This window comes from Pseudomonas putida, assembly GCF_003228315.1.
In the GTDB taxonomy this organism is placed as follows: Bacteria; Pseudomonadota; Gammaproteobacteria; order Pseudomonadales; family Pseudomonadaceae; genus Aquipseudomonas; species Aquipseudomonas putida_S.
In genome coordinates this window covers 6,698,312-6,721,844 of the sequence record NZ_CP029693.1, presented here as the reverse complement: position 1 = coordinate 6,721,844, position 23,533 = coordinate 6,698,312, and the positions used below count along the sequence as shown (strand labels likewise).

At 62.3% G+C, this 23,533-nt stretch carries 20 protein-coding genes; 8 read left to right on the top strand and 12 right to left on the bottom strand.

Annotation, left to right across the window (positions count from 1 at the left end; all coding sequences use genetic code 11):
- Positions 1-32: 32 nt before the first annotated feature.
- The 4 genes from DKY63_RS31455 (at position 33) to DKY63_RS31440 (ending at position 3,522) form a co-directional block, all read left to right on the top strand.
- The gene (locus DKY63_RS31455; protein WP_110967704.1) at positions 33-725 is read left to right on the top strand and encodes a response regulator transcription factor; all 693 of its coding nucleotides are present in this window, start codon (positions 33-35) and stop codon (positions 723-725) included.
- A complete protein-coding gene (locus DKY63_RS31450; RefSeq protein WP_110967703.1) occupies positions 703-2,097 on the top strand; it encodes a sensor histidine kinase in 1,395 nt (464 codons plus the stop codon). The genes DKY63_RS31455 and DKY63_RS31450 overlap by 23 nt, the downstream gene beginning before the upstream one ends.
- Positions 2,098-2,446: 349 nt before the next feature.
- On the top strand, positions 2,447-2,656 hold the full coding sequence (locus DKY63_RS31445) for a co-regulatory protein PtrA N-terminal domain-containing protein (RefSeq protein ID WP_110967702.1): 210 nt from the start codon (positions 2,447-2,449) through the stop codon (positions 2,654-2,656).
- Positions 2,657-2,727: 71 nt separating this feature from the next.
- On the top strand, positions 2,728-3,522 hold the full coding sequence (locus DKY63_RS31440; RefSeq protein WP_110967701.1) for a glycosyltransferase: 795 nt from the start codon (positions 2,728-2,730) through the stop codon (positions 3,520-3,522).
- A 292-nt stretch (positions 3,523-3,814) separates the two neighbouring features.
- On the opposite strand, the gene DKY63_RS31435 is transcribed toward DKY63_RS31440, so the two are convergent.
- The 7 genes from DKY63_RS31435 to DKY63_RS31405 all read right to left on the bottom strand — a co-directional run bounded on the left by DKY63_RS31435 (position 3,815) and on the right by DKY63_RS31405 (position 10,874).
- Positions 3,815-5,146 (bottom strand): LLM class flavin-dependent oxidoreductase, encoded by a 1,332-nt coding sequence (locus tag DKY63_RS31435; protein ID WP_110967700.1) that lies wholly within the window; start codon positions 5,144-5,146, stop codon positions 3,815-3,817.
- Between the two features lie 46 nt (positions 5,147-5,192).
- Complete coding sequence (locus DKY63_RS31430; RefSeq protein WP_110967699.1) at positions 5,193-5,954, bottom strand: ABC transporter ATP-binding protein; 762 nt, start codon at positions 5,952-5,954, stop codon at positions 5,193-5,195.
- A gap of 15 nt (positions 5,955-5,969) precedes the next feature.
- Positions 5,970-6,755, bottom strand: a complete 786-nt coding sequence (locus tag DKY63_RS31425; protein ID WP_110967698.1) for an ABC transporter permease — start codon at positions 6,753-6,755, stop codon at positions 5,970-5,972.
- Entirely contained in the window at positions 6,752-7,657 is a 906-nt protein-coding gene (locus DKY63_RS31420; RefSeq protein ID WP_110967697.1) for an ABC transporter permease, read from the bottom strand. The genes DKY63_RS31425 and DKY63_RS31420 overlap by 4 nt, the downstream gene beginning before the upstream one ends.
- Before the next feature lie 4 nt (positions 7,658-7,661).
- Complete coding sequence (locus DKY63_RS31415; protein WP_110967696.1) at positions 7,662-8,774, bottom strand: ABC transporter substrate-binding protein; 1,113 nt, start codon at positions 8,772-8,774, stop codon at positions 7,662-7,664.
- A 33-nt stretch (positions 8,775-8,807) separates the two neighbouring features.
- Positions 8,808-9,719: a TauD/TfdA dioxygenase family protein gene (locus DKY63_RS31410; RefSeq protein ID WP_110967695.1), complete on the bottom strand. Its 912-nt coding sequence runs from the start codon at positions 9,717-9,719 to the stop codon at positions 8,808-8,810.
- A 333-nt stretch (positions 9,720-10,052) separates the two neighbouring features.
- Positions 10,053-10,874 carry an AraC family transcriptional regulator gene (locus DKY63_RS31405; RefSeq protein ID WP_110968025.1) on the bottom strand — a complete coding sequence of 274 codons (822 nt, stop codon included), beginning with the start codon at positions 10,872-10,874 and terminating at the stop codon, positions 10,053-10,055.
- 67 nt (positions 10,875-10,941) lie between these two features.
- Between DKY63_RS31405 and DKY63_RS31400 the strand changes: the two genes are divergently transcribed.
- The 3 genes from DKY63_RS31400 to DKY63_RS31390 all read left to right on the top strand — a co-directional run bounded on the left by DKY63_RS31400 (position 10,942) and on the right by DKY63_RS31390 (position 13,647).
- On the top strand, positions 10,942-12,153 hold the full coding sequence (locus DKY63_RS31400; RefSeq protein ID WP_110967694.1) for an MFS transporter: 1,212 nt from the start codon (positions 10,942-10,944) through the stop codon (positions 12,151-12,153).
- 78 nt (positions 12,154-12,231) lie between these two features.
- Positions 12,232-12,912: a class I SAM-dependent methyltransferase gene (locus DKY63_RS31395; RefSeq protein ID WP_110968024.1), complete on the top strand. Its 681-nt coding sequence runs from the start codon at positions 12,232-12,234 to the stop codon at positions 12,910-12,912.
- Positions 12,913-13,032: 120 nt separating this feature from the next.
- Positions 13,033-13,647, top strand: a complete 615-nt coding sequence (locus tag DKY63_RS31390) for a dihydrofolate reductase family protein (protein WP_110967693.1) — start codon at positions 13,033-13,035, stop codon at positions 13,645-13,647.
- 137 nt (positions 13,648-13,784) lie between these two features.
- On the opposite strand, the gene DKY63_RS31385 is transcribed toward DKY63_RS31390, so the two are convergent.
- The 5 genes from DKY63_RS31385 to DKY63_RS31360 all read right to left on the bottom strand — a co-directional run bounded on the left by DKY63_RS31385 (position 13,785) and on the right by DKY63_RS31360 (position 22,299).
- Positions 13,785-14,123 carry a fe2+ zn2+ uptake regulation protein gene (locus DKY63_RS31385; protein WP_204354278.1) on the bottom strand — a complete coding sequence of 113 codons (339 nt, stop codon included), beginning with the start codon at positions 14,121-14,123 and terminating at the stop codon, positions 13,785-13,787.
- Positions 14,124-14,163: 40 nt separating this feature from the next.
- Positions 14,164-17,292 carry a multidrug efflux RND transporter permease subunit gene (locus DKY63_RS31380; RefSeq protein ID WP_110967692.1) on the bottom strand — a complete coding sequence of 1,043 codons (3,129 nt, stop codon included), beginning with the start codon at positions 17,290-17,292 and terminating at the stop codon, positions 14,164-14,166.
- A 12-nt stretch (positions 17,293-17,304) separates the two neighbouring features.
- Positions 17,305-18,438 carry an efflux RND transporter periplasmic adaptor subunit gene (locus DKY63_RS31375; protein WP_204354277.1) on the bottom strand — a complete coding sequence of 378 codons (1,134 nt, stop codon included), beginning with the start codon at positions 18,436-18,438 and terminating at the stop codon, positions 17,305-17,307.
- Positions 18,439-18,702: 264 nt separating this feature from the next.
- The gene (locus DKY63_RS31365) at positions 18,703-20,130 is read right to left on the bottom strand and encodes a diaminobutyrate--2-oxoglutarate transaminase (protein WP_110967690.1); all 1,428 of its coding nucleotides are present in this window, start codon (positions 20,128-20,130) and stop codon (positions 18,703-18,705) included.
- A gap of 108 nt (positions 20,131-20,238) precedes the next feature.
- Entirely contained in the window at positions 20,239-22,299 is a 2,061-nt protein-coding gene (locus DKY63_RS31360; protein ID WP_110967689.1) for a TonB-dependent receptor, read from the bottom strand.
- Positions 22,300-22,553: 254 nt separating this feature from the next.
- Here DKY63_RS31360 and DKY63_RS31355 point away from each other — a divergent pair, with 254 nt between their 5' ends.
- Positions 22,554-23,531 carry a TauD/TfdA family dioxygenase gene (locus DKY63_RS31355; RefSeq protein ID WP_110967688.1) on the top strand — a complete coding sequence of 326 codons (978 nt, stop codon included), beginning with the start codon at positions 22,554-22,556 and terminating at the stop codon, positions 23,529-23,531.
- Positions 23,532-23,533 lie beyond the last annotated feature (2 nt).

Below are 23,533 nucleotides of genomic sequence, written 5' to 3'. Positions count from 1 at the left end.
CTCTGCCCGACCAAGTGAGCGGTTGAACTGCCATGACCCATGTTCTGGTCGTCGAAGACGACTTGCCTACCTGCCGCGAAATCGAAGCCGCCCTGTGTGACCATGGCTTCACCGTAAGCTGCGTCCACAACGGTCGCGAAGGCCTGCTCAAGGCCTTGAGCGAGCCGTTCGACCTGATCGTCCTGGACCGCATGTTGCCCGGCGGCCTCGACGGGCTTGGCGTGCTCACCGCCTTGCGCGCCGCGAGTGTCAGCACCCCGGTGCTGATCCTCAGTGCCTTGAGTGCCTTGGATGAGCGCGTTCGCGGCCTGCGCGCGGGCGGTGATGACTACCTGACCAAGCCCTTCGAATTCATCGAGCTGACCGCACGCCTGGATGCCTTGAACCGGCGCCGCGCCGAACCGGTGGTCGAAGCTCGGGAAACGCGTTTGCGCGTTGGCAATCTGGACATCGACCTGCTGAGCCGCACGGTCCGGCGTGGTGAGCGGGTCATTGATCTGGTGCCCCGGGAGTACGCGCTGCTGGAGCACCTGATGCGCCATGCCGGGCAGGTGGTCACGCGCACCATGCTGTTCGAAGCGGTGTGGAACTACGCCTACGACGAGCGCACCAACGTCATTGAAGTCCACATGGGCCGCTTGCGGCGCAAGATCGATGGCGAAGATGAACCGTCGATGATCCATACCATTCGTGGAGCCGGTTATGTCCTCCGTTCGCCTGAGTGAGATCCCGCGCACCATCAGCTTTCGCACCGGCCTGCTGTTTCTCGGGTTGTTCGGCTGCTCGTTCCTGGCGCTGTTCGGCTATGTCTATTGGCAAACGGCGTTCTACCTGAAAACCGAAGCCGACACCGCCCTGTATCGCCAGGTGGAAAACCGCAGCGCCCAGGACCCCGAGTTGCAACTGCGGGAAATCCGCAACCACGCCGAACAGGATGTCGAAGCGCGCCTGCCCCACAGCCTGTTCGACGCACAGGGCCGGTTCATGGCCGGGGCCATCCAGCAATTGCCGCCCTTCTCCGCCTACGACAAGCCCCAGGAGTTCGACTGGCGCAAGCCCAACGGTCGCCAACGCCCGATTCGCTTCATCGTCCATCGCCTGGACGATGGCAAGACCTTGCTGGTGGCCCAGGACATCCATGACATCCGCGAATTCGACGAACTGCTGATCAAGGCGCTGGTGTCCGGCGGCGTGCTGTTGCTGGTGGTCGGCCTGTTTGGCGCCGTGGCGCTGGGCTATTCGGCGCACCGGCGACTGGACAAGGTCAGTCGCTCGATCAAGGGCATCATTGAAGGCGACTTGACCGGCCGACTGCCGATCCAGGGCACCAACGACGACATCGACCGCCTGGCCTCGGTGGTCAACGGCATGCTCGATGAACTGGAACGTTTGATGAGCGAGGTCAAGGGCGTGTGCGACGACATCGCCCACGACCTGCGCACCCCGCTGACCCGCCTGATCGCCGGCCTTGAGCGCACCCAGCGACGCGGCCTGGATGAAGCGCAATACGCCGCCAGCATCGATGCGGCGCTGAACGAGGCCAAGGCCCTGTTGCTGACCTTCAAGGCCTTGCTGCGCATCTCGGAAATTGAAAACAGCGCGCGCCGCAGTCACTTCGCCTCGCTGGACCTGAACCTGATCAGCGCCGATGCCGCCGAACTCTATGAACCCCTGGCCGAGGAGCGCGGCATCAGCCTCACGCTTAACGAAAGCCCGTCGCCCGCGATCATCGCAGGCGACGCCCAACTGTTGTTCGACGCGATCTGCAACTTGCTGGACAACGCCATCAAGTTTTGCCCCGACCATAGCCGCGTGAACCTGTCGGTGATCGCCGATCACGGCACCGTCGGCATTCGGGTCACGGACAACGGACCGGGCATTGCCCAGGGTGAGCGCGAAGCCGTGTTGCGAAGGCTGTATCGCGCCGAGTCGAGCCGACACACGCCGGGCAATGGCCTGGGCTTGAGCATGGTCTCGGCTGTCGCGCGCCTGCACGACCTGAAACTGACCGTCGGTGACGCGGCGCCTGGCTGTCGCATCGATCTGCTGGGCAAGGCAGCGTCGACAGGCACCTCCGTGCCCCATGGCCTTGGCTGACTGACGCCCCGCCATCGCGAGCAAGCCCGCCCCCAGCGTTGATTATGGTTCTACGCAAACCCCGTGTGCGAAGAAGCCCACTTTGTAGGAGCAAGGCTTGCCCGCGATGGCGTCGGTAAGGTTTTCATCGCGAGCAAGCTCGCTCGCCACAGGAATGGGTACGTCTGAAGATCGACATAAGTGAACAGCATTAACCCCTATCCCCCTTTTCGTCTTCACAAGAACCAGGCCCACCGCCAACCTGTCGAAAAGTTCATGTTGCGGCGAACAGGGCGAAAGGCAGTGAGCTTCAAGATGAGTCCAGGCCAACAAACACTGTGTTGCTTCAACTCACTACTGGAGAACACCCATGAACAGCCTTAAAGCCCTTTTGATCCTGACCCTGATGACTGCCTCTGTCGCCGCCATGGCAGAAGGCGGTGGCGATACCGTGATGGCCAGGATGGAAGCCGCCCGGGCAACCGCCATGACCGCGTATCAACAGTCAGACGCTGCCACGGCGACCGCCACCGCCAGCAACCAGAACGCGTCTTCCAACGACGTCTCGCGCTCGAACTGAAGGGGCTCATGCCCCGTCAAGTTTGAGCAATCCTGCGCGGTATCGGTTAAATCATCGAGGCACAACAGGTCATGAACCGTCCAACTCCCACGACAGCCAACTACAGCATTGTGCTGGTCAACTACAAATCCCTTGAACTGACCAAAACCTGTCTCACGCTTCTACAGGAGGCGCTGCGCGACACAGGTGTGCCGGTGATTGTGGTGGATAACCAATCCAACGATGCCAGCATCGAGTACTTGCGCACGCTGGACTGGATTGAACTGATCGAGCGCACACCCCTAGGCCCCGAAGCGGGAAACCTTGCCCATGGCCGGGCACTGGATCTCGCTTTGGCACGGGTCGAAACCGACTATGTGTTTCTGCTGCACACCGATACCTTCATCTACGATCCGACCGTCTTCGCCATGATGCTCGACCAATGTACCGGGCAGCACCCGGTGGCCACCGTCGGCTGCCTGGAGCAACTGGACCGGGGCGTCGTTCGTTCGGCCTGGCGCCTGGCCTCGCGGTTCTGCAAGCACTACACCCGACGGAGCCTGTTGGCACTCGGCATGGCGGCAAGAGCGCCCAAGCCGTATCGGGAAAAACACCTGAAGAGCTTTTGCACGCTCTGGAATGTGGCGCTCATCAGGCAACACGGTTTTCACTTTCAAATGGACGGGCGAAATCCCGGTTATGAATTGCAGGATCGAATGACTGCCCTGGGCTACCAGGTGCGTTTGATTGCGCCACGCAAGCTGTTCCAGTACCTGGATCACATTCAAAGCGGCACCGTATCGGCCATGGGCGGGTATGCCCGCAATCACCGAAGGGTACGGATGTACGAGCAGATCACCCAGGGAAAAAACCTGAGAGCCTGTTGAATTGGTCAGCGCACGCGCCTCGATCCACCCTGAACGATCTGAACCTGAACCTGTAGGAGCGAGCATGCTCGCGATGGACGACAGAACACCGCGGGGTGTCAGGCTGCCAGCGTCATCGTTGACCTCCATCGCGAGCGTGCTCGCTCCTACAGAGGTCCGCGTCAATCCTGTAGGAGCGAGCCTGCTCGCGATGGACGACAGAACACCACTGGGTGTCAGGCTGTCCGCGTTATCGTTGACCTCCATCGCGAGCAGGCTCGCTCCCACAGGGGGGGGGTCAGCGTTGCACCTCTCAGGCCGATTTCAACGCAAACCGCGATACCGGGCGGCTCAGGCCGTAATGTTCGCGCAGCGTCGTCCCCGCATATTCCTCGCGAAACAACCCACGCTGGCGCAGGATCGGCAGCACCTCATCAAGGAACACTTCAAAGCCATCAGGGAACGCTGGCGGCATCACGTTGAAACCGTCAGCAGCACCGCTACGGAACCACTGTTCGATCAGGTCGGCGATCTGCACCGGCGTGCCCACCGGCACCCAATGCCCGCGAGCGCCAGCCAGGCGGTTGATCAGTTGGCGCAGGGTCGGCTGCTCGCGGTCGACGATGTCGATGACCAGCTTGAAGCGACTGGCCTGACTCTCGCCGCCGTCAAAGTTGACCAGGTGGCGCGGGAATGGTGCATCCAGGTCCTGGCCCGACAGGTCGACACCCAACAGCCGACGCAGCTGGCCCAGCGCAACATGAGGCAGTACCAGCTCGTTGAGTTCATCGAACTTGCGCTGGGCCTCGGCTTCAGTGCTGCCGATGTACGGGCTGATGCCCGGGAGGATTTTCAGCTGCCGAGGGTCGCGCCCCACTGCCCTCGCCCGCGCCCTGATGTCGTTGGCGAATTCGGTCGCGCTCTCCAGCGTCTGGTGCGCGGTGAAGATCGCTTCGGCATGCCTTGAGGCGAAATCACGACCATCCTCGGAAGAACCGGCCTGCACCTGCACCGGTCGCCCTTGCGGTGAACGTGGCGAGTTGAACGGCCCCTTGACCCGGTAGTGCGTGCCGACGTGGTTGATCGAGTGCACTTTCGCACCGTTGGCAAACACCCCGGCGGCCTTGTCCAGCACCAGCGCATCGTCCTCCCAGCTGTCCCACAGGTCGCCCACCACCTGCACGAATTCTTCGGCCTTGGCATAGCGATCATGGGCCGGCGGATGCTGGTCCAGACCGAAGTTGGCGGCGGCAGCGGCCAGGGAGGTGGTGACGATGTTCCAGCCCGCACGGCCCTTGCTCAAGTGGTCCAGCGCGCTGAACGAGCGGGCCAGGTTGTAGGGCTCGCTGTAGGTGGTGCTGGCCGTGGCGATCAGGCCGATGCGCTGGGTCACCGCCGCAATCGCCGCCAGCCAGGTCACCGGCTCGAAACGAATGCGCAGGCCTTCGCGGTCGCTTTCGGCCAGGGACGGCGAATCGGCGAAGAAAATCGCATCGAGCTTTTCCCGCTCGGCACGTTGCGCCAGCTGTTGGTAGTGACCGATGTCCATGGACGCTTCCGGCACCGACTGCGGATGACGCCAGGCGGCTTCGTGATGGCCGTTGGGGTAGATGAAGAGGTTGAGGCTGAGCTGGCGTTCGGACATTTCCACTCCTTGAAAAATAGACATTTAAAAGAGGACGACAAGCGACTCAATGCAACTCCGCAAAGTCGCTCAACACGTCATCGCGCAGGGCGATGAAACGGCTGTCGCTGCGGTTGCGCGGACGCGGCAGATCGACGTCGACAATCCGCCGGATGCGCCCCGGATTGGGTTGCATCACCACCACCCGATCGCCGAGGAACACCGCCTCGTCGACATCGTGGGTCACCAGGATCATGGTGATTTTTTCCTTGGCCCAGATGTTCTGCAGCTCCCCCTGCAGGCGCGCACGGGTCAAGGCATCAAGGGCGCCCAGCGGTTCATCCAGCAACAGCACGCTCGGGCGATTGACCAGCCCGCGGGCGATGGCCACGCGTTGGGCCATGCCGCCGGAAATCTGATGCGGGTAGGACTCGATGAAGTCCTGCAGGCCGACCAGTTCGATGTGCTCGCGCACGGTATCGCGCTTCTGCCCGGCGCTCAGGGGCGAGTTCTTCAGGCCCACGGCGACGTTCTGTTCGACATTGAGCCAGGGGAACAAACGGTGATCCTGAAACACGATGCCTCGCTCCAGGCCCGTGCCCTTGATGGGTTGGCCATTGAGCAGGATGCGCCCGTCAAATTCTTCGTCCAGGCCGAGGATCAGTCGCAGCAACGTGGATTTTCCGCAGCCGCTGGCGCCGACGATGCTGATGAACTCGCCGGGGGCGATGTCCAGGTGAATGTTGTCCAGCACCTGCAATTGCGTCGAACTGCCGGGTTTGGAGCTGAAGCGCTTGCTGATGTGTTCCAGGGTCAGGCCGTTGCTCATTTTTGCGATCCTTTTCTAAGGGGTTGCGATGCCGTACAAGCGCTGCATCCGCCGCTCGAGTGTCCGGGCCAGGGCATTGAGACCCCAGCCCACCAGGCCAATCACCACCATGCCAAACAGCACCAGGTCCATCATGAAATGCTCGCTGCCATCGATCAGCGTGTTGCCGATCCCCTCCCCGGACACCAGCAGGTACTCAGCGCCGATGGTCGCCAGCCAGCTGTAGACCAGCGCCAGGTACAGCCCGGTGAAAATCGACGGCAAGGCGGCGGGCAGCATCACCCCGATAATGGTTTGCCAACGGCTGAAGCCGTACACCCGCGCCACTTCCAGCAGGCTGGGCGGGACGTTGCGCAAACCGTCGCAGGTGTTGACCACCACCGGCACCAGCGCGGCCAGTGACAGGAACACCACCTTGGCCACGTCGCCCAGGCCGAACCACACCGAGATCAGTGGGATCCAGGCGAACAGGGAGATTTGCTTGAAGGTGTTGAAACTCGGACCCACTAAACGCTCGAAATGTCGGGAAAGCCCCAGCAGGCAACCCAGTACCAGGCCCAGCGCGGTACCGATGAAAAAACCACTGAGATTGCGCGCCAGACTCGCGGAAATCGCCCGCCAGAATTTGTCCGAGGTGATCTGATCCCAGGCCGTCGCCGCGACTTTTTCCGGCGAAACGAACAATCCCGATTCGCTCCAGCCCTGATTCGAAGCCAGCCACCACAGGGCAACCACTGAGATGGGCAAGACCCACCCGCGATAACGGTGACTGCCGCCTCTGGATGTCAACGTCGCACTCATGACAGGCACCCTCCCACCGTTGGCCGCCCGCGATTGAGGCGCTTCTCTGCATAGTCGAAACCGCGATCGATCAGCAGGCCGAGCGTCCCCACCACCACGACGGCGGCGATTACCAAATCCAGTTGAAACAGCTGGCGCCCATAGACGATCAGGTAACCCAGCCCTTCACTCGACGCCACCAACTCGACCACCACCAGCGACAGCCACGCCTTGGTGAAGCCCAGGCGAAACCCGGTAAACAGTGTCGGGATCGCCGCCGGCAGGACAATGGAGGTCACGCTTTGTCGCCGGCTGAAGCCGTAGGTCCGCCCGACTTCCAGCAAGTTTTTGGGCGCCTGACGGAACGCCTGCAAGGTACACAGGGTAATCGGCACCAGCGCGGCCTTGGCAATCAGCACGTACTTGAGCGTCTCGCCGATGCCGAACAGCAGCAAGGCGAACGGCAGCCAGCCCAGCACCGGAATCTGTACCAGTGCGTTGAAGGTCGGCAGCAGATAATCCTCCAGCGTCCGCGACAGCCCCATGGCCAGGCCCAGCGCCACGCCAAGCAAGGCGCCGAGACTGAACCCCACGACCACCCGTTGCAGGCTGGCCGAGGCGTTCATCCACAGATCGCCGCTGCCGACCAGATCCGACAGCGCCTGATAAACATAGGCTGGCGGTGGCAGCACCTGCTCTGACAGCCAGCCCCGCTCCACCCCCAGGTACCACACACCCAACAACAGCAGCGGCAACAGCCAGGGCAAGGCCTTGTCACCCAGACTCAGGGACCACGCCCGCGTGCGCGGCACCTCGACCTTGCGCACCGGGCGCGCGGGCGCCGGTGGCAGACGTTTGACGTTGTCGCTCGGCAACGCCGGCGCCCCATACTTCTCCAGTCTTGCGGTCTGTGCCCTGGCCATGTGCCTAGCTCCCTTGCTTGCTGGTCGTCGCGGCCGCTACCGCATTACCCGCCGGTTGCTTGCCGTCCGGACCGTAAGGCGTCCAGTAGTTTTCCAGGCCCTTGGCCTTGAGGGATTTCTGCAAGTAGCTGCTCTCGAACCAGCCATCGAGCGAGACCGGGCGGCGGATGAGTTTTTCTTCCTTGGCCTGATCCGCCACGGCCTGATAGCGGCTGATCAGGAAGTTGTCGACCAGCGGCGAAGCCCTGTCCCTGAGCGGCACCCCGGTGAAGTCGGCGCGCAGTGAACTGGCCGGGTCATTGCTTTTGGCCCATTCAGCGAAGACGTCGTCGCGATGGCTCTCGTCCGAGGTCCATTTCGCCGCGTCCACCAGCGTGTCGACGACCTTTTGCACCTTGTCCGGATTGGCTTTTTCATAGTCGCCACGAACCACCAGCGCGGTCTGACGGGTGTAGCGCACGTCCTGCTGGGGGTTGTCGTACACGATGTCGATCAGGCCCTGGTCACGCAGCTTGAACAACTCGCGCCCGCCGAACGCGGCATCCACGCCGTTGGAAATCAGTGCCGCCTGGGAGCTGCCGGTGTCGAGGTTGATCGCCTTGATATCGCGTTCGGTCAGCCCGTGTTCCGCCAGCAGATTGATCATCACCAGATGACCGTTGGTGCCGCGGAAGATCGCGACCTTCTTGCCTTTGAGGTCCTCGATGGTTTTCAAGGGGGAGCCCTTGGGCACCGCCAGATACAGGTTGGCGCGCACCCCCAGTGCCGCCAGCAATTTGGTGTCCAGTCCGTTGGAACGCCCGACCACCGCCGGCAGGTCGCCCTGGTAGGCGAAGTCCAGTTGCTGGTTGGAGAAGGCCTCGTTGACCGCAGGCCCCGCCCCTTTGAAGAAGAACCACTGCACTTCGGTGCCGGTCCCGGCGAAGGCTTTCTCCAACAGTTGCTGGTTACGCACGATGCCCAGGGTCGAGCCGCTGAAGGTCACCGGATCACCGCCACCGGCGGTTGCGACACCGATGCGCAACACGTCGGCCTCGGCTACAGGCACTGCGAGAACCGCCGCCAGTGCCGCAGCGATACCACCTTTTTTAAGCAAACGAATGCCATTGAGCTTCATGTCAGCCTTCCTTGTACCAATGAGAGTTGCGGGTCAGGCGGCGAGGTGTTTTTTGTCGGCTTCGGTTTTCGGCGAGCGCGCGTCCGGGCTCGGCAGCAGCGCCTGGCTCAGGCGACCGTCCACCCCTACCGGCACATCACCGTCGATGGTGGTGCGACGCACGATACGCGGGGCATCGCCGTAATCGTTGATCGCGATGTGCTGGGTGGCGCGGTTGTCCCAGATCACCACATCGCCTTCCTGCCAGCGCCAGCGCACGGTGTTGTCGACATGGGTGATTCGATCGTGGAACAGGCGGATCAGTTGTTTGGAATCGCTGGTACTTACGCCTTGAATTTGTTTGACGAAGTGCCCCAACAACAAACTTCTTTCACCCGACTCCGGATGAACTCGCACTAATGGATGTTCGGTTTCGTAAATTTCGGCCGTGAACTGTTCGCGATAACGTTTTAGTCCGGATTCATCGGTATTACGCGGTGCGGCGTAGTCATACAAGTTGGTGTGCAAGGCGCGAAGATTGTCTGCCAGTTGTTTTAACGGCTCGGGTAAGTCGGCATAAGCGGCGGCGGTATTGGCCCAGACCGTGTCGCCGCCGTAAGGAGGAATAACCACACCGCGCAAGATGGAAATCTTCGGGTAATTGGCCACGAAGGTCACATCGGTGTGCCAGGAATTGGCCCGGGTTTCCTTGGCGTCCAGGTGCAGAATCGCGGCGCCCTGCTCGGCGGAACGCACGGTCGGGTGCGGGACCTGATCGCCGAAACGACGGGAAAAAGCTTCGTGTTGTGCGTCGTCCAGATGCTGGTCGCGAAAGAACAGTACCTTGTATTTCAGCAGTGCCTGATTAATGAACTCGAAGTCTTCGGCGCTGATATCTCCCCCCAACTTCACCCCTTCCAGTTGTGCCCCAATTCGACCAGCCACCGGTTTGATTTGAATAGTCATCGAGCTACCTCCTGTCTCACGAGTTGTTGTGGGACAGATCATAAAGACATAAAAGCAGTGATGACTAATCACAAATTATTCTAAAGATAGAATAAGGGCCATATAACAATCACGCTGTTAACTTCAGCTAAAAAACATAAGCCACAAGTTATTAGCTAATAACTTATAAACAAATAACCCAACACTGTGGGAGCGAGCCTGCTCGCGATGGTCGTCAACGATAACGCGGGGCCAATTGATTCCCCGCGGCGCCTGTGCCTCCATCGCGAGCAGGCTCGCTCCTACAGGTTCTTCGTCGACCTCCAATCGTTCATCCCACAGAATCTGGGGATCTCATTTGAAGAAATGGCTGGGTGCGGTCCCGAACTGTTTCTTGAACATGGTGCTGAACGCACTCGGGCTGTCGTATCCCAACACCCCCGCCACATCGATGATTTTCTCCCCCTGCGCAATGCGCTCCAGTGCCGACAGCAACCGGGCCTGCTGACGCCATTGGCCGAAGGTCATGCCGGTTTCCCTGTGGAACAGGCGCTGGATGGTCTTGGCGTCCAGGCTCAGTCGCTCGCTCCAATCCGCCAGGGTCGAGCTGTCCCCGAGGTCCTCGCGCAGGGCCGCACAGATGACCTGGATACGCTGATCGCCCGGTTGCGGCAGGTGCAGCGGCAAGGTCGGCAGCAGGGTCAGTTCGTCGACGATCAAACGCATGATCCGCGCCTCCCGGGAATCTTCGTCGACGGGACCTGCAATGCTCACCGAGGTCTTGATCAACTCGCTCAACAGCGCCGAGATGCTCACCGCCCGGGTCTCGTCTGGCAGCTGCGGAAAGTACTCCGGTCGCACGAACACGCTGCGCATTTTCAAGGCCCCCACGCAGCGAATCGAGTGCACGTGGCCGCAGGGCATCCAGATCCCACGACTGGGCGGCACCGTCCATTGGTTCAAGCCCGAATGCACCACCATCACGCCCTCGATGGCGTAGATCAACTGGTGCTTGGCATGGCTGTGGGGCTCGATGAACCAGTTCTCCGGGTAATCGGTGGCGCTGGTGCACACCGGCCAATCCACTTCGTCCATGGCCAGCAGGAATTCTTCGAGTGATTTATTCATGATGCCCTTTTTAAGAAGGTCTTTGCCCCAATTGCGCGAGACAGGCAATTTTGCGAAATCTAGCATAGCCGCTGATCCAAGCAATGCCCCTTCTCCCCAGCCCGGATGATGTGCGATGTCCTCACTGACAACCCCTTCGACCACCGCTTCGGTGGCCAACCAGACCAGCCCCTTGGTGATGCGCGTAATCGGTGCCTGCGCCCTGGCACACCTGATCAACGACCTGATCCAGGCGGTGCTGCCGTCGATCTACCCGATGCTCAAGGCCAACTACGGCCTGAGCTTCACCCAGGTCGGCCTGATCACCCTGACCTTCCAGCTCACCGCCTCCCTGCTGCAACCCTGGGTCGGCTACCACACCGACCGCCATCCCAAGCCCTGGCTGTTGCCGGCGGGGATGGTCTGCACCCTGATCGGCATCCTGATGCTGGCGTTCGTCGGCAGCTTCCCGGCGATTCTCGTGGCCTCGGCGCTGGTGGGGATCGGCTCCTCGACCTTCCACCCGGAAACCTCGCGCGTCGCGCGGCTGGCCTCGGGCGGTCGCTACGGTCTGGCGCAATCGACCTTCCAGGTCGGCGGCAACGCCGGTACCGCCTTCGGCCCGTTGCTGGCGGCGGCGATCATCATTCCCTACGGCCAGGGGCACGTGGCCTGGTTCGGCCTCTTTGCGGTGTTCGCCATCCTGGTGCTGTTCGGCCTGAGCCGCTGGTACCGCGCGCACCTGAACCTGTTCAAGCTCAAGCAAGGCGGCAAGGCCACCCACGGCCTGTCCAGACAACGGGTGACCTTCGCCCTGGTGGTGCTGGCGCTGCTGGTGTTCTCCAAGTACTTCTACATGTCCAGCTTCACCAGCTACTTCACCTTCTACCTGATCGAGAAGTTCGACCTGTCGGTGGCCAGTTCCCAGCTGTACCTGTTCCTGTTCCTCGGCTCGGTGGCGGCCGGTACCTTCTTCGGTGGCCCGATCGGCGACAAGATCGGCCGTAAAAAGGTGATCTGGTTTTCCATTCTTGGCGCAGCGCCCTTCACCCTCGCCCTGCCCTATGTCGACCTGTTCTGGACCAGCGTGCTGAGCGTGATCATCGGCTTCATCCTCGCCTCGGCGTTCTCCGCCATCGTGGTGTTCGCCCAGGAACTGGTGCCGGGCAACGTCGGCATGATCGCCGGTGTGTTCTTCGGCCTGATGTTCGGTTTCGGCGGCATCGGCGCCGCACTGCTGGGGCACCTGGCGGACATCCACGGCATCGAATACGTCTACACGCTGTGCTCCTACCTGCCGCTGCTGGGCATCCTGACCATCCTGCTGCCGTCGACCAAAGGCGTGTAAAAGGGAGCGATCCGACGAGGACGGGCCACCCGCCAGTGGCCTATCCTGTTGATTCAACCCATCACGTCGGTCGCCACCATGTACGCCCCGGAAACCAGCCTGCTGCAAAGCTGGCAGTACAACGCCCAAGCCTGGATCGAAGCCGTGCGCAGCGGCGCCATTGAAAGTCGCCAGCAAGTCACCGACCGGGCGATCCTGCTGGCCATTCAGAGTCGCCAGCCGCAGCGTGTGCTCGACCTGGGCTGCGGTGAAGGCTGGCTGTTGCGCGCACTGGCGGAGCGCGGTATCGAGGCGATCGGGGTGGACGGCGACGCGACGCTGGTCGAGGCGGCGCGCACGGCAGGTGCCTCGACAGTGCATCTGGCGAGTTATGAAGCGCTGGCCGAAGCGCAGGTCGACATCGGCCGGGACTACGATGTGATCTGCGCCAATTTCGCCTTGCTGCACCAGGACATCATCCCCCTGCTCGCCGCCATGAACGCCCTGCTCGCCCCCGACGGCGCGCTGGTGATCCAGACGCTGCATCCGTGGACCGCCGCCGCGGGCGATTATCAGGATGGCTGGCGGGAAGAGACCTTCGCCAGCTTCAAGGGCCAATGGCAGCCCATGCCGTGGTACATGCGCACCCTGTCCAGCTGGATCAGGGCGCTGGACATGGCCGGCCTGCAACTGGCCGAACTGCAAGAGCCCCAGCACCCGCAAAGCCCGGTGCCGCAGTCGCTGCTGCTGGTGGCCGAAGCCCACCCCCATCCGCTGTAGGAGCGAGCCTGCTCGCGATGGAGGCACAGACGCCGCGGGGTATCAGGCCTCCAGCGTTATCGTTCACGACCATCGCGAGCAGGCTCGCTCCTACAAGGGCTCACACATCAGGAGAACACCATGCGCAAGCTCGTCGTTGCCGCGTTCATGTCGATTGATGGCGTCATGCAGGCCCCCGGCGGCCCCGAGGAAGACCGCAGCGACGGCTTCCGCTTCGGCGGCTGGATCGTGCCCTACGCCGACCCGGTGTCCGGCGAGGCGGTGATGGACCTGTTCGCCCAGCCGTTCGAATTGCTGCTGGGGCGCCGCACCTATGACATCTTCGCGGGGTATTGGCCGCAGATTAAGGCCGACGCGCAAAACCCCATTGCCGACCTGTTCAACGCCGTCCCAAAACACGTGGCCACCCATCGACCGGACTCACTCACCTGGCACAACAGCCAGGCACTGGATGCCGATCCCGTCGACGCCGTGCGCGCGCTCAAACAGCAGAACGGTTCGCTCTTGCTGACCCAAGGCAGCGGCGATCTGGTGCGCCAGCTGCTGGCGGCAGGGTTGGTGGATGAACTGCGGTTGATGATTCACCCCGTGCTGCTCGGACGCGGCAAGCGCTTTTTTGGTGATGATGCGCAGCCGTCGGCCTTTACCCTGGAGCACTCCATCACCACCCCTGGCGGCGTGCTGGTTGCACGGTACGTGCGCAGCGGCGAAGTGCAAACCGGCAGCTTCGGGTAATACCTGATGCAACACCACCCCCTGTAGGAGCGAGCCTGCTCGCGATGGTCGTTAACGATAACGCTGGCGACCTGACACCCCGTGGTGCTCTTGCGTTCATCGCGAGCAGGCTCGCTCCTACAGGGTCTGCGGCTGGCTCAACCCGAGGTGCTCATCAATATCGCCCAAGCCTCAGCCGTGAAGCTGTAGCTCTTGTCCTCGCGATAATCGATGACCCGTTCTTCGCACAACCGCTTCAACACTTCGCGCACGCTGATGAACGAACATTCCACCGCCGATGACACCAGCCACGCATGGGTGCCGTTCACGCCGATGGTACGGCCCTCCCTCGCGGCGACCAGCAGGGCGTCGATGACCTTGAGGCGGATCAGGCTGGTGCGCAGGCCATAAAAGCCCAGCAGCTCGCGGATCGGTTTATTGCTTTTGCGCTCCATTGCACAGGGTTGATGAACGGTCGTTGCCAGACGGTCGTACATGCGAAAAGTCCTTTTCGAAAACGTTTTTTTTGTTTGCCTCTCAACGCACATCTTCCAGGGCGCCGACCGAGCGACGCTGACGCAGTCGCTCGGCCAGCGTCAGCACCGAAACGAAAAACACCGGCACAAACAACACCCCGAGCACCGTCGCCGCCAGCATCCCGCCGATCACCCCGGTGCCGATCGCCCGCTGGCTGGCAGCGCCCGCCCCGGTGGCCAGCGCCATTGGCACCACGCCCAGAATGAACGCCAGTGAAGTCATGACAATCGGCCGAAACCGCAGGCGCGCGGCCTCCGCGGCCGCTTGCGCCAGGCTGGCCCCTTGAGCGTGCAGCGCCCGGGCGAACTCGACGATCAGGATCGCGTTCTTCGCCGCAAGGCCGATGATGGTGATCAGCCCCACCTTGAAATACACGTCATTGGGCAGGCCCACCACCGTCACCGCCGCCACCGAGCCGAGCATGCCGATCGGCACGATCAGCAGCACGGCAAAGGGAATCGCCCAGCTCTCATACAGTGCCACCAGCACCAGCAACACCATGGTCAGCGACAGGCCCACCAGCAGCGGCACCTGATCGCTGGCCTGTTGTTCCTGCAACGACAGGCCGGACCACTCCAGGCTGAATCCGGCCGGCAACTGGCGGGCGATTTTTTGCAGCTCTTCCATGGCCTGCCCGCTGCTGTAGCCCGGCGCGGGTTCGCCGGAGAAACGCAACGACGCCGAGCCGTTGTAGCGGCCGATCTGCAACGGCCCGACCTGCCACTCGAAACGGCTGAAGGTTTCCAGCGGCACCAGCCGACCCTGACGATTGGGCACTTGCAGGCGCAACAGCGCTTCCGGGGTCTGCCGGCTGCCGCCGTCGGCCTGGACGATCACCCGTTGCATGCGCCCCTGATTGGCGAATTCGTTGATTTCTTCTGAGCCCAGCGCCGAAGACAGTGCCGCGCTGATCACGTCAAAACTGACGCCCAGGGCCTCGGCCTTTTCCCGGTCGATGCTGACCTTGATCTGCGGCGCATCGGCCAGGCCATCCTCGCTCAGGTGACCGATCACCTTCGAGGCCTTGGCCGCCTCGAACAGCTGACTGCGCGCCGCAAGCAGCGCTTCGTGCCCCTGCCCCGCCAGATCCTGCAAGCGCAGATCAAAACCGCTGGCGGTGCCCAGGCCATCCACCGGTGGCGGCACCACGCTGTACAGGGTGCCGTCGGCCACGTCTTCAAAGGCATCGTTCGCCCGCCCCGCCACCGCCTTGCTCGACTCCTCGCTACCACGCAGCGACCAATCCTTGAGGGTGACGTAGGACAGCGCCGCGTTGGCGCCTTCCCCGGAAAAACTGAAACCCATGATCGCCAGCACGTTCTCGGTGGTCGGCTGCGCCAGCGAGTAGCGCTCCCAGGCCTGCACCGTGACGTCGGTGCGCGCCGCCGAAGCCGCCGGCGGCAACTGGATATCGGTGACGATGTAACCCTGATCCTCGGAGGGCAGGAACGAAGTCGGCAGTCGTGCATAGGCAAAAGCCAATACCAGCAGCAACAACAGGTACAGGCTCATGCTGCGGGCAGCGCGCCGAACCCAGCTCGCCCCCAGCCGTTCATAACGCCGGGCCAGCGTTTCAAAACGGCGGTTGAAGGCGTTCATCCAGCGGTTGCCGCGGGAGTGATGGACGGGGTCGAACGGTTTGATCAGCGTGGCGCACAGCGCAGGCGTCAAGGTCAGCGCGAGGAACCCGGAGAACAGGATCGACACCGACAGCGCCATGGCGAACTGCTGATAGATGATGCCCACCGAACCGCCCATGAACGCCAGTGGCAGGAACACCGCCGACAGCACCAAAGTGATGCCGACAATCGCACCGCTGATCTGCTTCATCGCCTTGCGGGTTGCAGCCTTGGGTGACAGCCGTTCCTCGCGGATCAGGCGTTCGACGTTTTCCACCACCACGATGGCGTCGTCCACCAGGATGCCGATGGCCAGCACCATGCCGAACAGGGTCATCATGTTGATCGAGAAGCCCAGCGGCGCCATCACCGTGATGGTCCCCAGCAGGCAGACCGGCACCACCACCGCCGGAATCAGTGTGTAGCGCAGGTTCTGCAGGAACAGCAGCATCACCAGAAACACCAGGACCATGGCTTCGATCAGGGTGTAGATCACTTGCCGGATCGCCACGTCGACAAAGTAAGAGGTGTCGTAGGGCACACTCAGGGTCATGTTCGCTGGCAAGGTGCTCGACAGCTGATCAAGGCGCAGCTTGATCGCCTTGGCCGTTTCCAGTGCGTTGGCCTCGGGTGCCAGTTGCACCGACATGGCCGCCGCCGGCTTGCCGTTCAGGCGCGCGTCGAAGCGGTAGTCCTGGCGTCCCAGTTCGACCCGCGCCACGTCGTGAATGCGCACGCTGGAGCCGTCGTCATTGGCCCGCAGCACAATGTTGCCGAACGCCTCCACCGATTCGAGCTGCCCCTGCACCATCACCGTCGCGGTGATTTGCTGCCCGGCCGGCCCCGGTCGTTCGCCCATGCTGCCGGCGGGCACCTGCGCGTTTTGCGCAGCAATGGCCTTGCTCACATCGGCCATCGACAGGTTGTAGCCTACCAGCCGCTGCGGATCGACCCAGATGCGCATGGCCCGTTCGGCGGTGTACATCTGCACCCGACCAACCCCGTTCACCCGGCGAATTTCATTGTTCACGGCCCGGGCGGCGTAATCCGCCAGACCGATGGAATCCTGCTGGTCGTCGGTGTAGGACAAGGCATACACCAACAGGAAATTGGAACGCGACTGCTCTACTTTCAGGCCTTGCTCGATCACCGCCCGAGGCATGCGCCCGATCACCCGTTGCAGGCGGTTCTGCACGTCGACCTGCGCCAGGTCGGCATCGGTGCCCGGCTTGAAGGTGATGGTGATGTCGGCCCCGCCGTTGGCGCTGTTGGACTCGTGATAGATCAGGCCCTTGAGGCCGTTGAGTTCTTCTTCGATCAGGCTGGTGACGTTCTGGCTGACGATCTGTGCCGAGGCGCCCGGATAGCTGGCGCTGACCACAATCTGCGTCGGCGCCACGTCCGGGTACTGGTTGACCGCGAGTGTCCCGAGCGTCAGCAACCCTGCAAGGGAAATGAACAGCGCGATGACCCAGGCGAAGTTCGGACGGTTGATGAAAAAATCCGGCATCGAGTGCTTCCGTCAGTTGCGGGCCTGCTGCCCGGCGAGAGTGTTTACGCTGACCTGTTCTCCGTCACTGACCTTGTCGACGCGCTCGATCACCACCTGCTCGCCCGCCGACAGCCCCTGGGTGATCTGCCAGTCGGCGCCGAGCATCGCGCCAGTGCTGACCACCCGCTCGCGCACCACGCCGCCCGCATCCACCAGCATCAACCGCGCCTGGCCGTCGGCGCCGCGCTGTACCGCCTGCTGTGGCACGAACAGGGCTTGTGGATCGACCCCGGCCGGCGCCACCACCCGCACGTACATGCCTGGCAGCAGCAGGTTGTCGGGGTTGGGGAACTCGCCGCGCAAGGTCACCTGCCCGGTGCTTCGATCCACGGAAATATCGGAGAACATCAAGGTGCCGCGTCGGGTCTGGAGTGGGTTGCCCACCTGCAGCGTGACCTCGGCGGAACCCGTGCCATTGAGTGTCAGGCGCCCGCTGGCCAGTGCCTGTTGCAAGGCCACCACCTGTTCGGCGGATTGGGTGAAGTCGGCGTAGATCGGGTCCAGTTGCTGGATACGCGCCATTTGCGTGGCCTCGTCCTGGCCCACCAGCGCACCTTCGCTGACCAGGGCACGACCAATACGGCCAGCGATCGGCGCCCGCACCTGGCAGTAACCGAGGTTGAGCCTGGCGGTGGTCAGGTCGGCCTGGGCGGCGAGGCGATTGGCCTGGGCGCTCTTGAGGTCGGACATGGCGTCGTCGAAGGCTTGCTGGCTGACAGCGTTGATGTCCACCAGTTGCTTGAAGCGCTGGACCTGGGCATTGGCGCGAAAGGCATCCGCCTCGACCCTGGCCAGCGCACCTTCGGCGCGCATCACGGCGGCCTTGAAGGGTGCCGGGTCGATGCTGAAGAGCAATTGGCCCGCCTTGACGTCGCTGCCCTCCTGAAAGTGTCGGGTCAGCACCACGCCGGCCACCCGCGCGCGTACCTCGGCGATGCGCACCGGCTCGATGCGGCCGGGCAGATCGGTAGTCATCGCGAAGGAGCGCGGCTGGACCGTCAGGGTCTTTACCTGCAGCAGAGCGGCATTCTGTTCGGCAGGCGCCTTTGGCTCGCCGCAAGCGCTCAATCCAAGCGCAATCAGCAACAACCAAGCGGGTTTCATCGACGCAAACACCTTCTGCATTACCACTCCCTGCTCAATGAAAAAAACTCCTGTAGGAGCGAGCATGCTCGCGATGAACCTGAGAACTCCAAGGGGTATCAGACCCCCAGCGTTATCGTTGACGACCATCGCGAGCATGCTCGCTCCTACAGTTGGCCGTGTTTCCCCTTGTAGGAGCGAGCATGCTCGCGATGAACCCGAGAACTCCACGGGGTATCAGACCCCCAGCGTTATCGTTGACGACCATCGCGAGCATGCTCGCTCCTACAGGGATGTACGTGAACGCTCGTTGATCGAAGCGGCGGCGCGGAACAGGATCTGCGCGACGAAATCGATTTCCTGTTCGGTGATGATCAGCGGTGGCAGGAAGCGCACGGTGGCGCCGTGGCGACCACCCAGTTCCACGATCAACCCGTGTTGCAGGCACGCCTGCTGGAAGGCCTTGGCCCGGGCCGTGTCCACCGGCGGATGGCTCTGGACATCGCGTTCACCCTGCGGGTCGACGATTTCCATGCCGAGCATCAGGCCACGGCCACGCACGTCGCCGATCCAGTTGAACTCGCCTTGCAGCGCCAGCAGCTGCTTGCGCAGGTGCGCACCCACGCTTTCGGCGTGAGCCACCAGGCCTTGATCGCGGATGAAGCGCAAGGTCGCGGTGCCGGCCGCCATCGCCAGTTGGTTGCCGCGGAAAGTGCCGGCGTGGGCCCCCGGTTGCCAAACATCGAGTCCATCGTTGTAGACCATCACCGACAACGGCAGGCCGCCGCCGATGGCTTTGGACAAGGTGATCACGTCCGGGGTAATCCCTGAGTGCTCGAAGCCGAACATCCGTCCGCTGCGGGCGATGCCGCACTGGATTTCGTCGACGATCAACGGAATGCCGTGGGCCTGGGTCAGGCGCCGCAGCTCCTGCATCCAGCGATCGGGCGCGGTGATCACCCCGCCTTCGCCCTGGATCGGTTCGAGGATCATCGCCGCAGGCGCGGTCACGCCGCTTTCCGGATCGTTGAGCAAGTGCTCCAGGTAACGCACGTTCAGTGTCACGCCCTGCTCGCCCGCCACGCCGAACGGGCAGCGGTAATCATGGGGGAACGGCAGGCGTTGCACGCCGGCCATCAAGCCGCCCAGGGCATTTTTCGGCGACAGGTTGCCGCTGATCGACAGCGTGCCCAGGGTCATGCCGTGGTAGGCCCCCTCAAAGGCCAGGACCGAATGCCGGCCCGTGGCGGTGCGGGTCAGCTTCAGTGCGGCTTCCACCGCGTCGGCGCCACTGGGGCCACAAAACTGGATGCGCGCGTTTCGCGCAAAGTCGGCTGGCAGGCAGCCGAAGATTTCCTGGACGAAGGCGTCCTTCACCGGGGTCATGAGGTCCAGGGTGTGCATCGGCAAACCCGAGGACAGCACCTGGGTGATGGCTTCGACGATTACCGGATGGTTGTGACCCAGCGCCAGGGTGCCGGCACCGGCCAGGCAATCGACGAACACCTGGCCGCGACTGTCCTGCACGTAGATGCCATGGGCCCGTTCCAGCACCAGCGGAATGCGCCGAGGGTAACTGCGGGCGTTGGATTCCTGCTGTTGCTGACGTTCCAGCAGCGGCGTCGGATCAAGGCAGTACGGGTTCGACAGACCGGTGTGCGACAGGCGTAGCTGTTGCGCGCCACCCGTTGTGGCATTCGAAAAGGCACTCATGATTTCCTCCACGGAGGCTGGGTTTGGAAAGGATTGGGGCTGTGAGAAACGAAGGGTCACGACAGCCAGGAAACCGGACGCGGGGAATCCTTTCCCCAGTCCATCGGTTTACATGTCGTAACGCAGGATCAGGCCTGCCGTGCGCGGGGCACCGACGTCGATGATGTCGCCGCTGCGATTGTTGGTGACGTACTCCTTGTCGAAGGCGTTTTTCACGTAACCGGCGACCGAAACGTTCTTGGTCAGCTTGTATTCGGCGTTGAAGTTGGCCAGCCAGTAGGCGTCGGCCTTGCGCTCACCGACAACCTGACCGGCGTCGTCGAACTCGTACTCGGACGGCGACGTGCTCTGCCAGACCACATCGCTGTTGAGGGTCACGCGGTCGTTCCAGCGGTAGGTCGCGCCCAGCGACATCTTGTACTTGGGCGAGAACAGGAAATCTTCGCCACCCATGTCGCGGCCATCGCTGGTGGTGAAGTCCTTGTACTTGCCATCGGTCACCGAGGCGCCGGCGTTCAGGGTCAGCTGTTGGCCGAAGTCTTTTTCAACGGAAACCTCCAGACCCTTAATGTCACTGCGGCCGGCGTTGAACACGTCGAAGAACTCGGTCTGCGGGTTCACGACACTGACCTGCTGATCCTTCCAGTCGGTGTAATACAGGTTGGCGCGGGTACGCAGGGTCTGCTCCATGAACGAACCACGGTACGACAGCTCGTAGTTGGTGGTGTATTCCGGATCGTAGGCGGTGTGGCCGCTGCCGGCGCGGACGTTGACGCCGCCGCCGCGATAGCCGCGCTGCACCATGAAGCCGACGAACTGATTGTCCGCCAGCTCGTAGTCGATACCGAGTTTCGGCAGCACCGCATCGGAGGTCTGCTTGTCTTTGCTCGATTGTGAGAAATCGTCGATCTTGACGTCGGTGTCGTTGGTCTCGTGGTCATAACGCAGACCGGTGATCAAGGTCCAGCGCGGGGCGAAGGACCAGTTGATTTCACCGAACACGGCCTTGTTCTCGATCGTCGTGTCGCCCTTGGTCGTACCGCCCAATTCGTTATCGAAGAACAACCGGTCGTGGAAGTTGTTGGTGTTGTGGCCGTAGTAGAGGCCGACAAAGCTCTTCACCTCGTCCGAGGTGTAGTTCAGGCGCAGCTCCTGACTGAACAGGTCGCCATACTGCTTACGCAACACCACGTCGTTGGTGGCGGCGGACTGGTCGAAGTCCAGGCGAGCGTCGTAGTCGGAGTCGGTGTTGGCCGTCAGGCTGGTGATGGACCAGTCGTCATTGAGGCGGTAGTCGATCTTGGCGCTGACCGTGTCCTGCTTGAGCTTGTCGTAGGCGTCGGTGTTGGAGTCGATCTTGTAGTAACGGATCCGGTCGCCCTGACGCACCACCGAGTTGTCGCCCTTGCGGCTTTGATCGTGGGCATAGGTCAGCAGCACATCGAGATCGTCGTTGGGCAGGATCAGCAACTTGCCACGGTAGTTGGCGTTGCGGGTCTTGTTCGCGTCGCTGTCGTCGAAGAGGTTGTCGATGTAGCCATCGCCTTCCTGATAATCCACGGCGATACGGCCGGCGATCTTGTCTTCGACGATCGCGCCGCCACCGGCCACCGCACCACCACGTTCACCGTAGGTGCCGCCATTGGCCCGCGCCGAGAAGCTCGGAACGAAGGTCGGGTTTTTGGTTTGAATGACCACCGCACCGGCCAGCGAGTTGCGACCCTGGGTAGTGGATTGCGGACCGAGGAACACTTCGACCTGCTCGACGTCCCACAGTGGCATCGGGCTCAAGGTCAGTGCGCGGTTGGGCTGCGCGGCGCCGTCGACGAATACCGAGACCGCGCCATTGAGCGCCGCCGGGCCCTGGTCATCAAAACCGGAGACCGGCACGCCACGGATACCCCAGTTCTCGTTGCCGGAAGTGTTGTAGACACCCGGTGTGCGGGCGAACACGTCGACCAGACTGTGGTCTTCCTTCTCACGCAATTGCTTTTCCGTGACGACGGCTACACTCGACTGGGTTTTTTCCAGGGAACGGTTGATTTTTTCGCCCGTCACCGTGATCGGCGCGATCTCCATTGTGTTCGCCTGCTCGGCCGCCCATGCGCTGTTAGCCAGGCACACAGCCGACCCCACAGCCAACGCAATTGTATTCTTTTTGAAATTCACGCCCCGCTCCCCTGCGACAGATTTTGTAGATTTTTCGTACGCGAAAACCGCTCTATGCCTACGGCCGGCGGGAGTCTAATCCAAAAAAAAAAATAATGGAATAAGATTGATAACGACTCTCATTTGTAATAAAAATGCCGCACTGTACAAACGCCGATACATTTCAGGCGGACTGCAGCCTCGCGACCTTTGCCCGATTTTCCAGGTTCGCGATGGCTGTCCACCTGACCGAAAAAGAAAAAAGGATGCGCAGGATGACTTCAATCGAACACCTCAGCGTGCGTTCCGAAGGCTTGCCCAATGTTTCAGCGCTCGACACGGAGTCGACATTGCCAATGCTGGTAGAGGGCAAGCCGGGACAGTCGATCCATGAGCTGGATGCGTCGGTTCGCGCCACCCTCGATCAGGCACTGATCACCGTTGGCGGCGTCCTGTTTCGCGGCTTCAATGTCCCCACCCCAATCGATTTCAAGCGCTTCGCCGCCAGCTTCGGCGCGCCGCTGGCCAGCTACGAATTCGGCTCCACGCCGCGCAGCAAAGTGTTCGCCGGGGTCTACAGCTCCACCGAATACCCGGCCCACCAATTCATCCCCTTGCACAACGAACAGGCCTACACCCGGCCCTGGCCTTCGCGCATCTGGTTCCACTGCATCAAGGCCAGCGAAACCGGCGGCGAAACGCCGATTGCCGACAGCCGCCTGATCTACCAGCGCATGCCCGCCGAGATCCGCGACCTGTTCGCCAGCCGCGAGCTGCTCTACGTGCGCAACTACAGCGGCGCGCTGGATTTGCCATGGCAGAAGGTCTTCAACACCGAGGACCGCGCCCAGGTCGAGCGTTACTGCCTGGACAACGACATTCAATGGGAGTGGAAAGCCGACGGGGAACTGCGTACCCGCCAACGTTGCGCGGCGGTGCTCGAGCATCCCGAGACCGGCGAATGGGTGTGGTTCAACCAGGCCCACCTGTTCCACGTCTCGGCCATCGAACCCTCGGTGCGCGCCAGCCTGCTGGCCGCGGTGGGTGAAGAGAACCTGCCGCGCCACGTGTACTTCGGCGACGGCTCGGCCATTCCCGACGCGGTGCTCGACACCGTGCGCGAGGTCTATCGCCAGACCGCCATCAGTTTTCCCTGGCAGCCCGGCGACATCCTGATGCTCGACAATCGACTGGTCGCCCACGGCCGCAACCCTTACACCGGTGACCGCAAAGTCATCGTTGCCATGGCGTGAAT

Excerpts from the sequence above, each read along its gene's own strand:
- DKY63_RS31455 (WP_110967704.1), top strand. The coding sequence starts at position 33 with ATGACCCATGTTCTGGTCGTCGAAGACGACTTGCCTACCTGCCGCGAA.
- DKY63_RS31450 (WP_110967703.1), top strand. The coding sequence starts at position 703 with ATGTCCTCCGTTCGCCTGAGTGAGATCCCGCGCACCATCAGCTTTCGC.
- DKY63_RS31445 (WP_110967702.1), top strand. The coding sequence starts at position 2,447 with ATGAACAGCCTTAAAGCCCTTTTGATCCTGACCCTGATGACTGCCTCT.
- DKY63_RS31440 (WP_110967701.1), top strand. The coding sequence starts at position 2,728 with ATGAACCGTCCAACTCCCACGACAGCCAACTACAGCATTGTGCTGGTC.
- DKY63_RS31435 (WP_110967700.1), bottom strand. The coding sequence starts at position 5,146 with ATGTCCGAACGCCAGCTCAGCCTCAACCTCTTCATCTACCCCAACGGC.
- DKY63_RS31430 (WP_110967699.1), bottom strand. The coding sequence starts at position 5,954 with ATGAGCAACGGCCTGACCCTGGAACACATCAGCAAGCGCTTCAGCTCC.
- DKY63_RS31425 (WP_110967698.1), bottom strand. The coding sequence starts at position 6,755 with ATGAGTGCGACGTTGACATCCAGAGGCGGCAGTCACCGTTATCGCGGG.
- DKY63_RS31420 (WP_110967697.1), bottom strand. The coding sequence starts at position 7,657 with ATGGCCAGGGCACAGACCGCAAGACTGGAGAAGTATGGGGCGCCGGCG.
- DKY63_RS31415 (WP_110967696.1), bottom strand. The coding sequence starts at position 8,774 with ATGAAGCTCAATGGCATTCGTTTGCTTAAAAAAGGTGGTATCGCTGCG.
- DKY63_RS31410 (WP_110967695.1), bottom strand. The coding sequence starts at position 9,719 with ATGACTATTCAAATCAAACCGGTGGCTGGTCGAATTGGGGCACAACTG.
- DKY63_RS31400 (WP_110967694.1), top strand. The coding sequence starts at position 10,942 with ATGTCCTCACTGACAACCCCTTCGACCACCGCTTCGGTGGCCAACCAG.
- DKY63_RS31395 (WP_110968024.1), top strand. The coding sequence starts at position 12,232 with ATGTACGCCCCGGAAACCAGCCTGCTGCAAAGCTGGCAGTACAACGCC.
- DKY63_RS31390 (WP_110967693.1), top strand. The coding sequence starts at position 13,033 with ATGCGCAAGCTCGTCGTTGCCGCGTTCATGTCGATTGATGGCGTCATG.
- DKY63_RS31385 (WP_204354278.1), bottom strand. The coding sequence starts at position 14,123 with ATGTACGACCGTCTGGCAACGACCGTTCATCAACCCTGTGCAATGGAG.
- DKY63_RS31380 (WP_110967692.1), bottom strand. The coding sequence starts at position 17,292 with ATGCCGGATTTTTTCATCAACCGTCCGAACTTCGCCTGGGTCATCGCG.
- DKY63_RS31375 (WP_204354277.1), bottom strand. The coding sequence starts at position 18,438 with ATGAAACCCGCTTGGTTGTTGCTGATTGCGCTTGGATTGAGCGCTTGC.
- DKY63_RS31365 (WP_110967690.1), bottom strand. The coding sequence starts at position 20,130 with ATGAGTGCCTTTTCGAATGCCACAACGGGTGGCGCGCAACAGCTACGC.
- DKY63_RS31355 (WP_110967688.1), top strand. The coding sequence starts at position 22,554 with ATGACTTCAATCGAACACCTCAGCGTGCGTTCCGAAGGCTTGCCCAAT.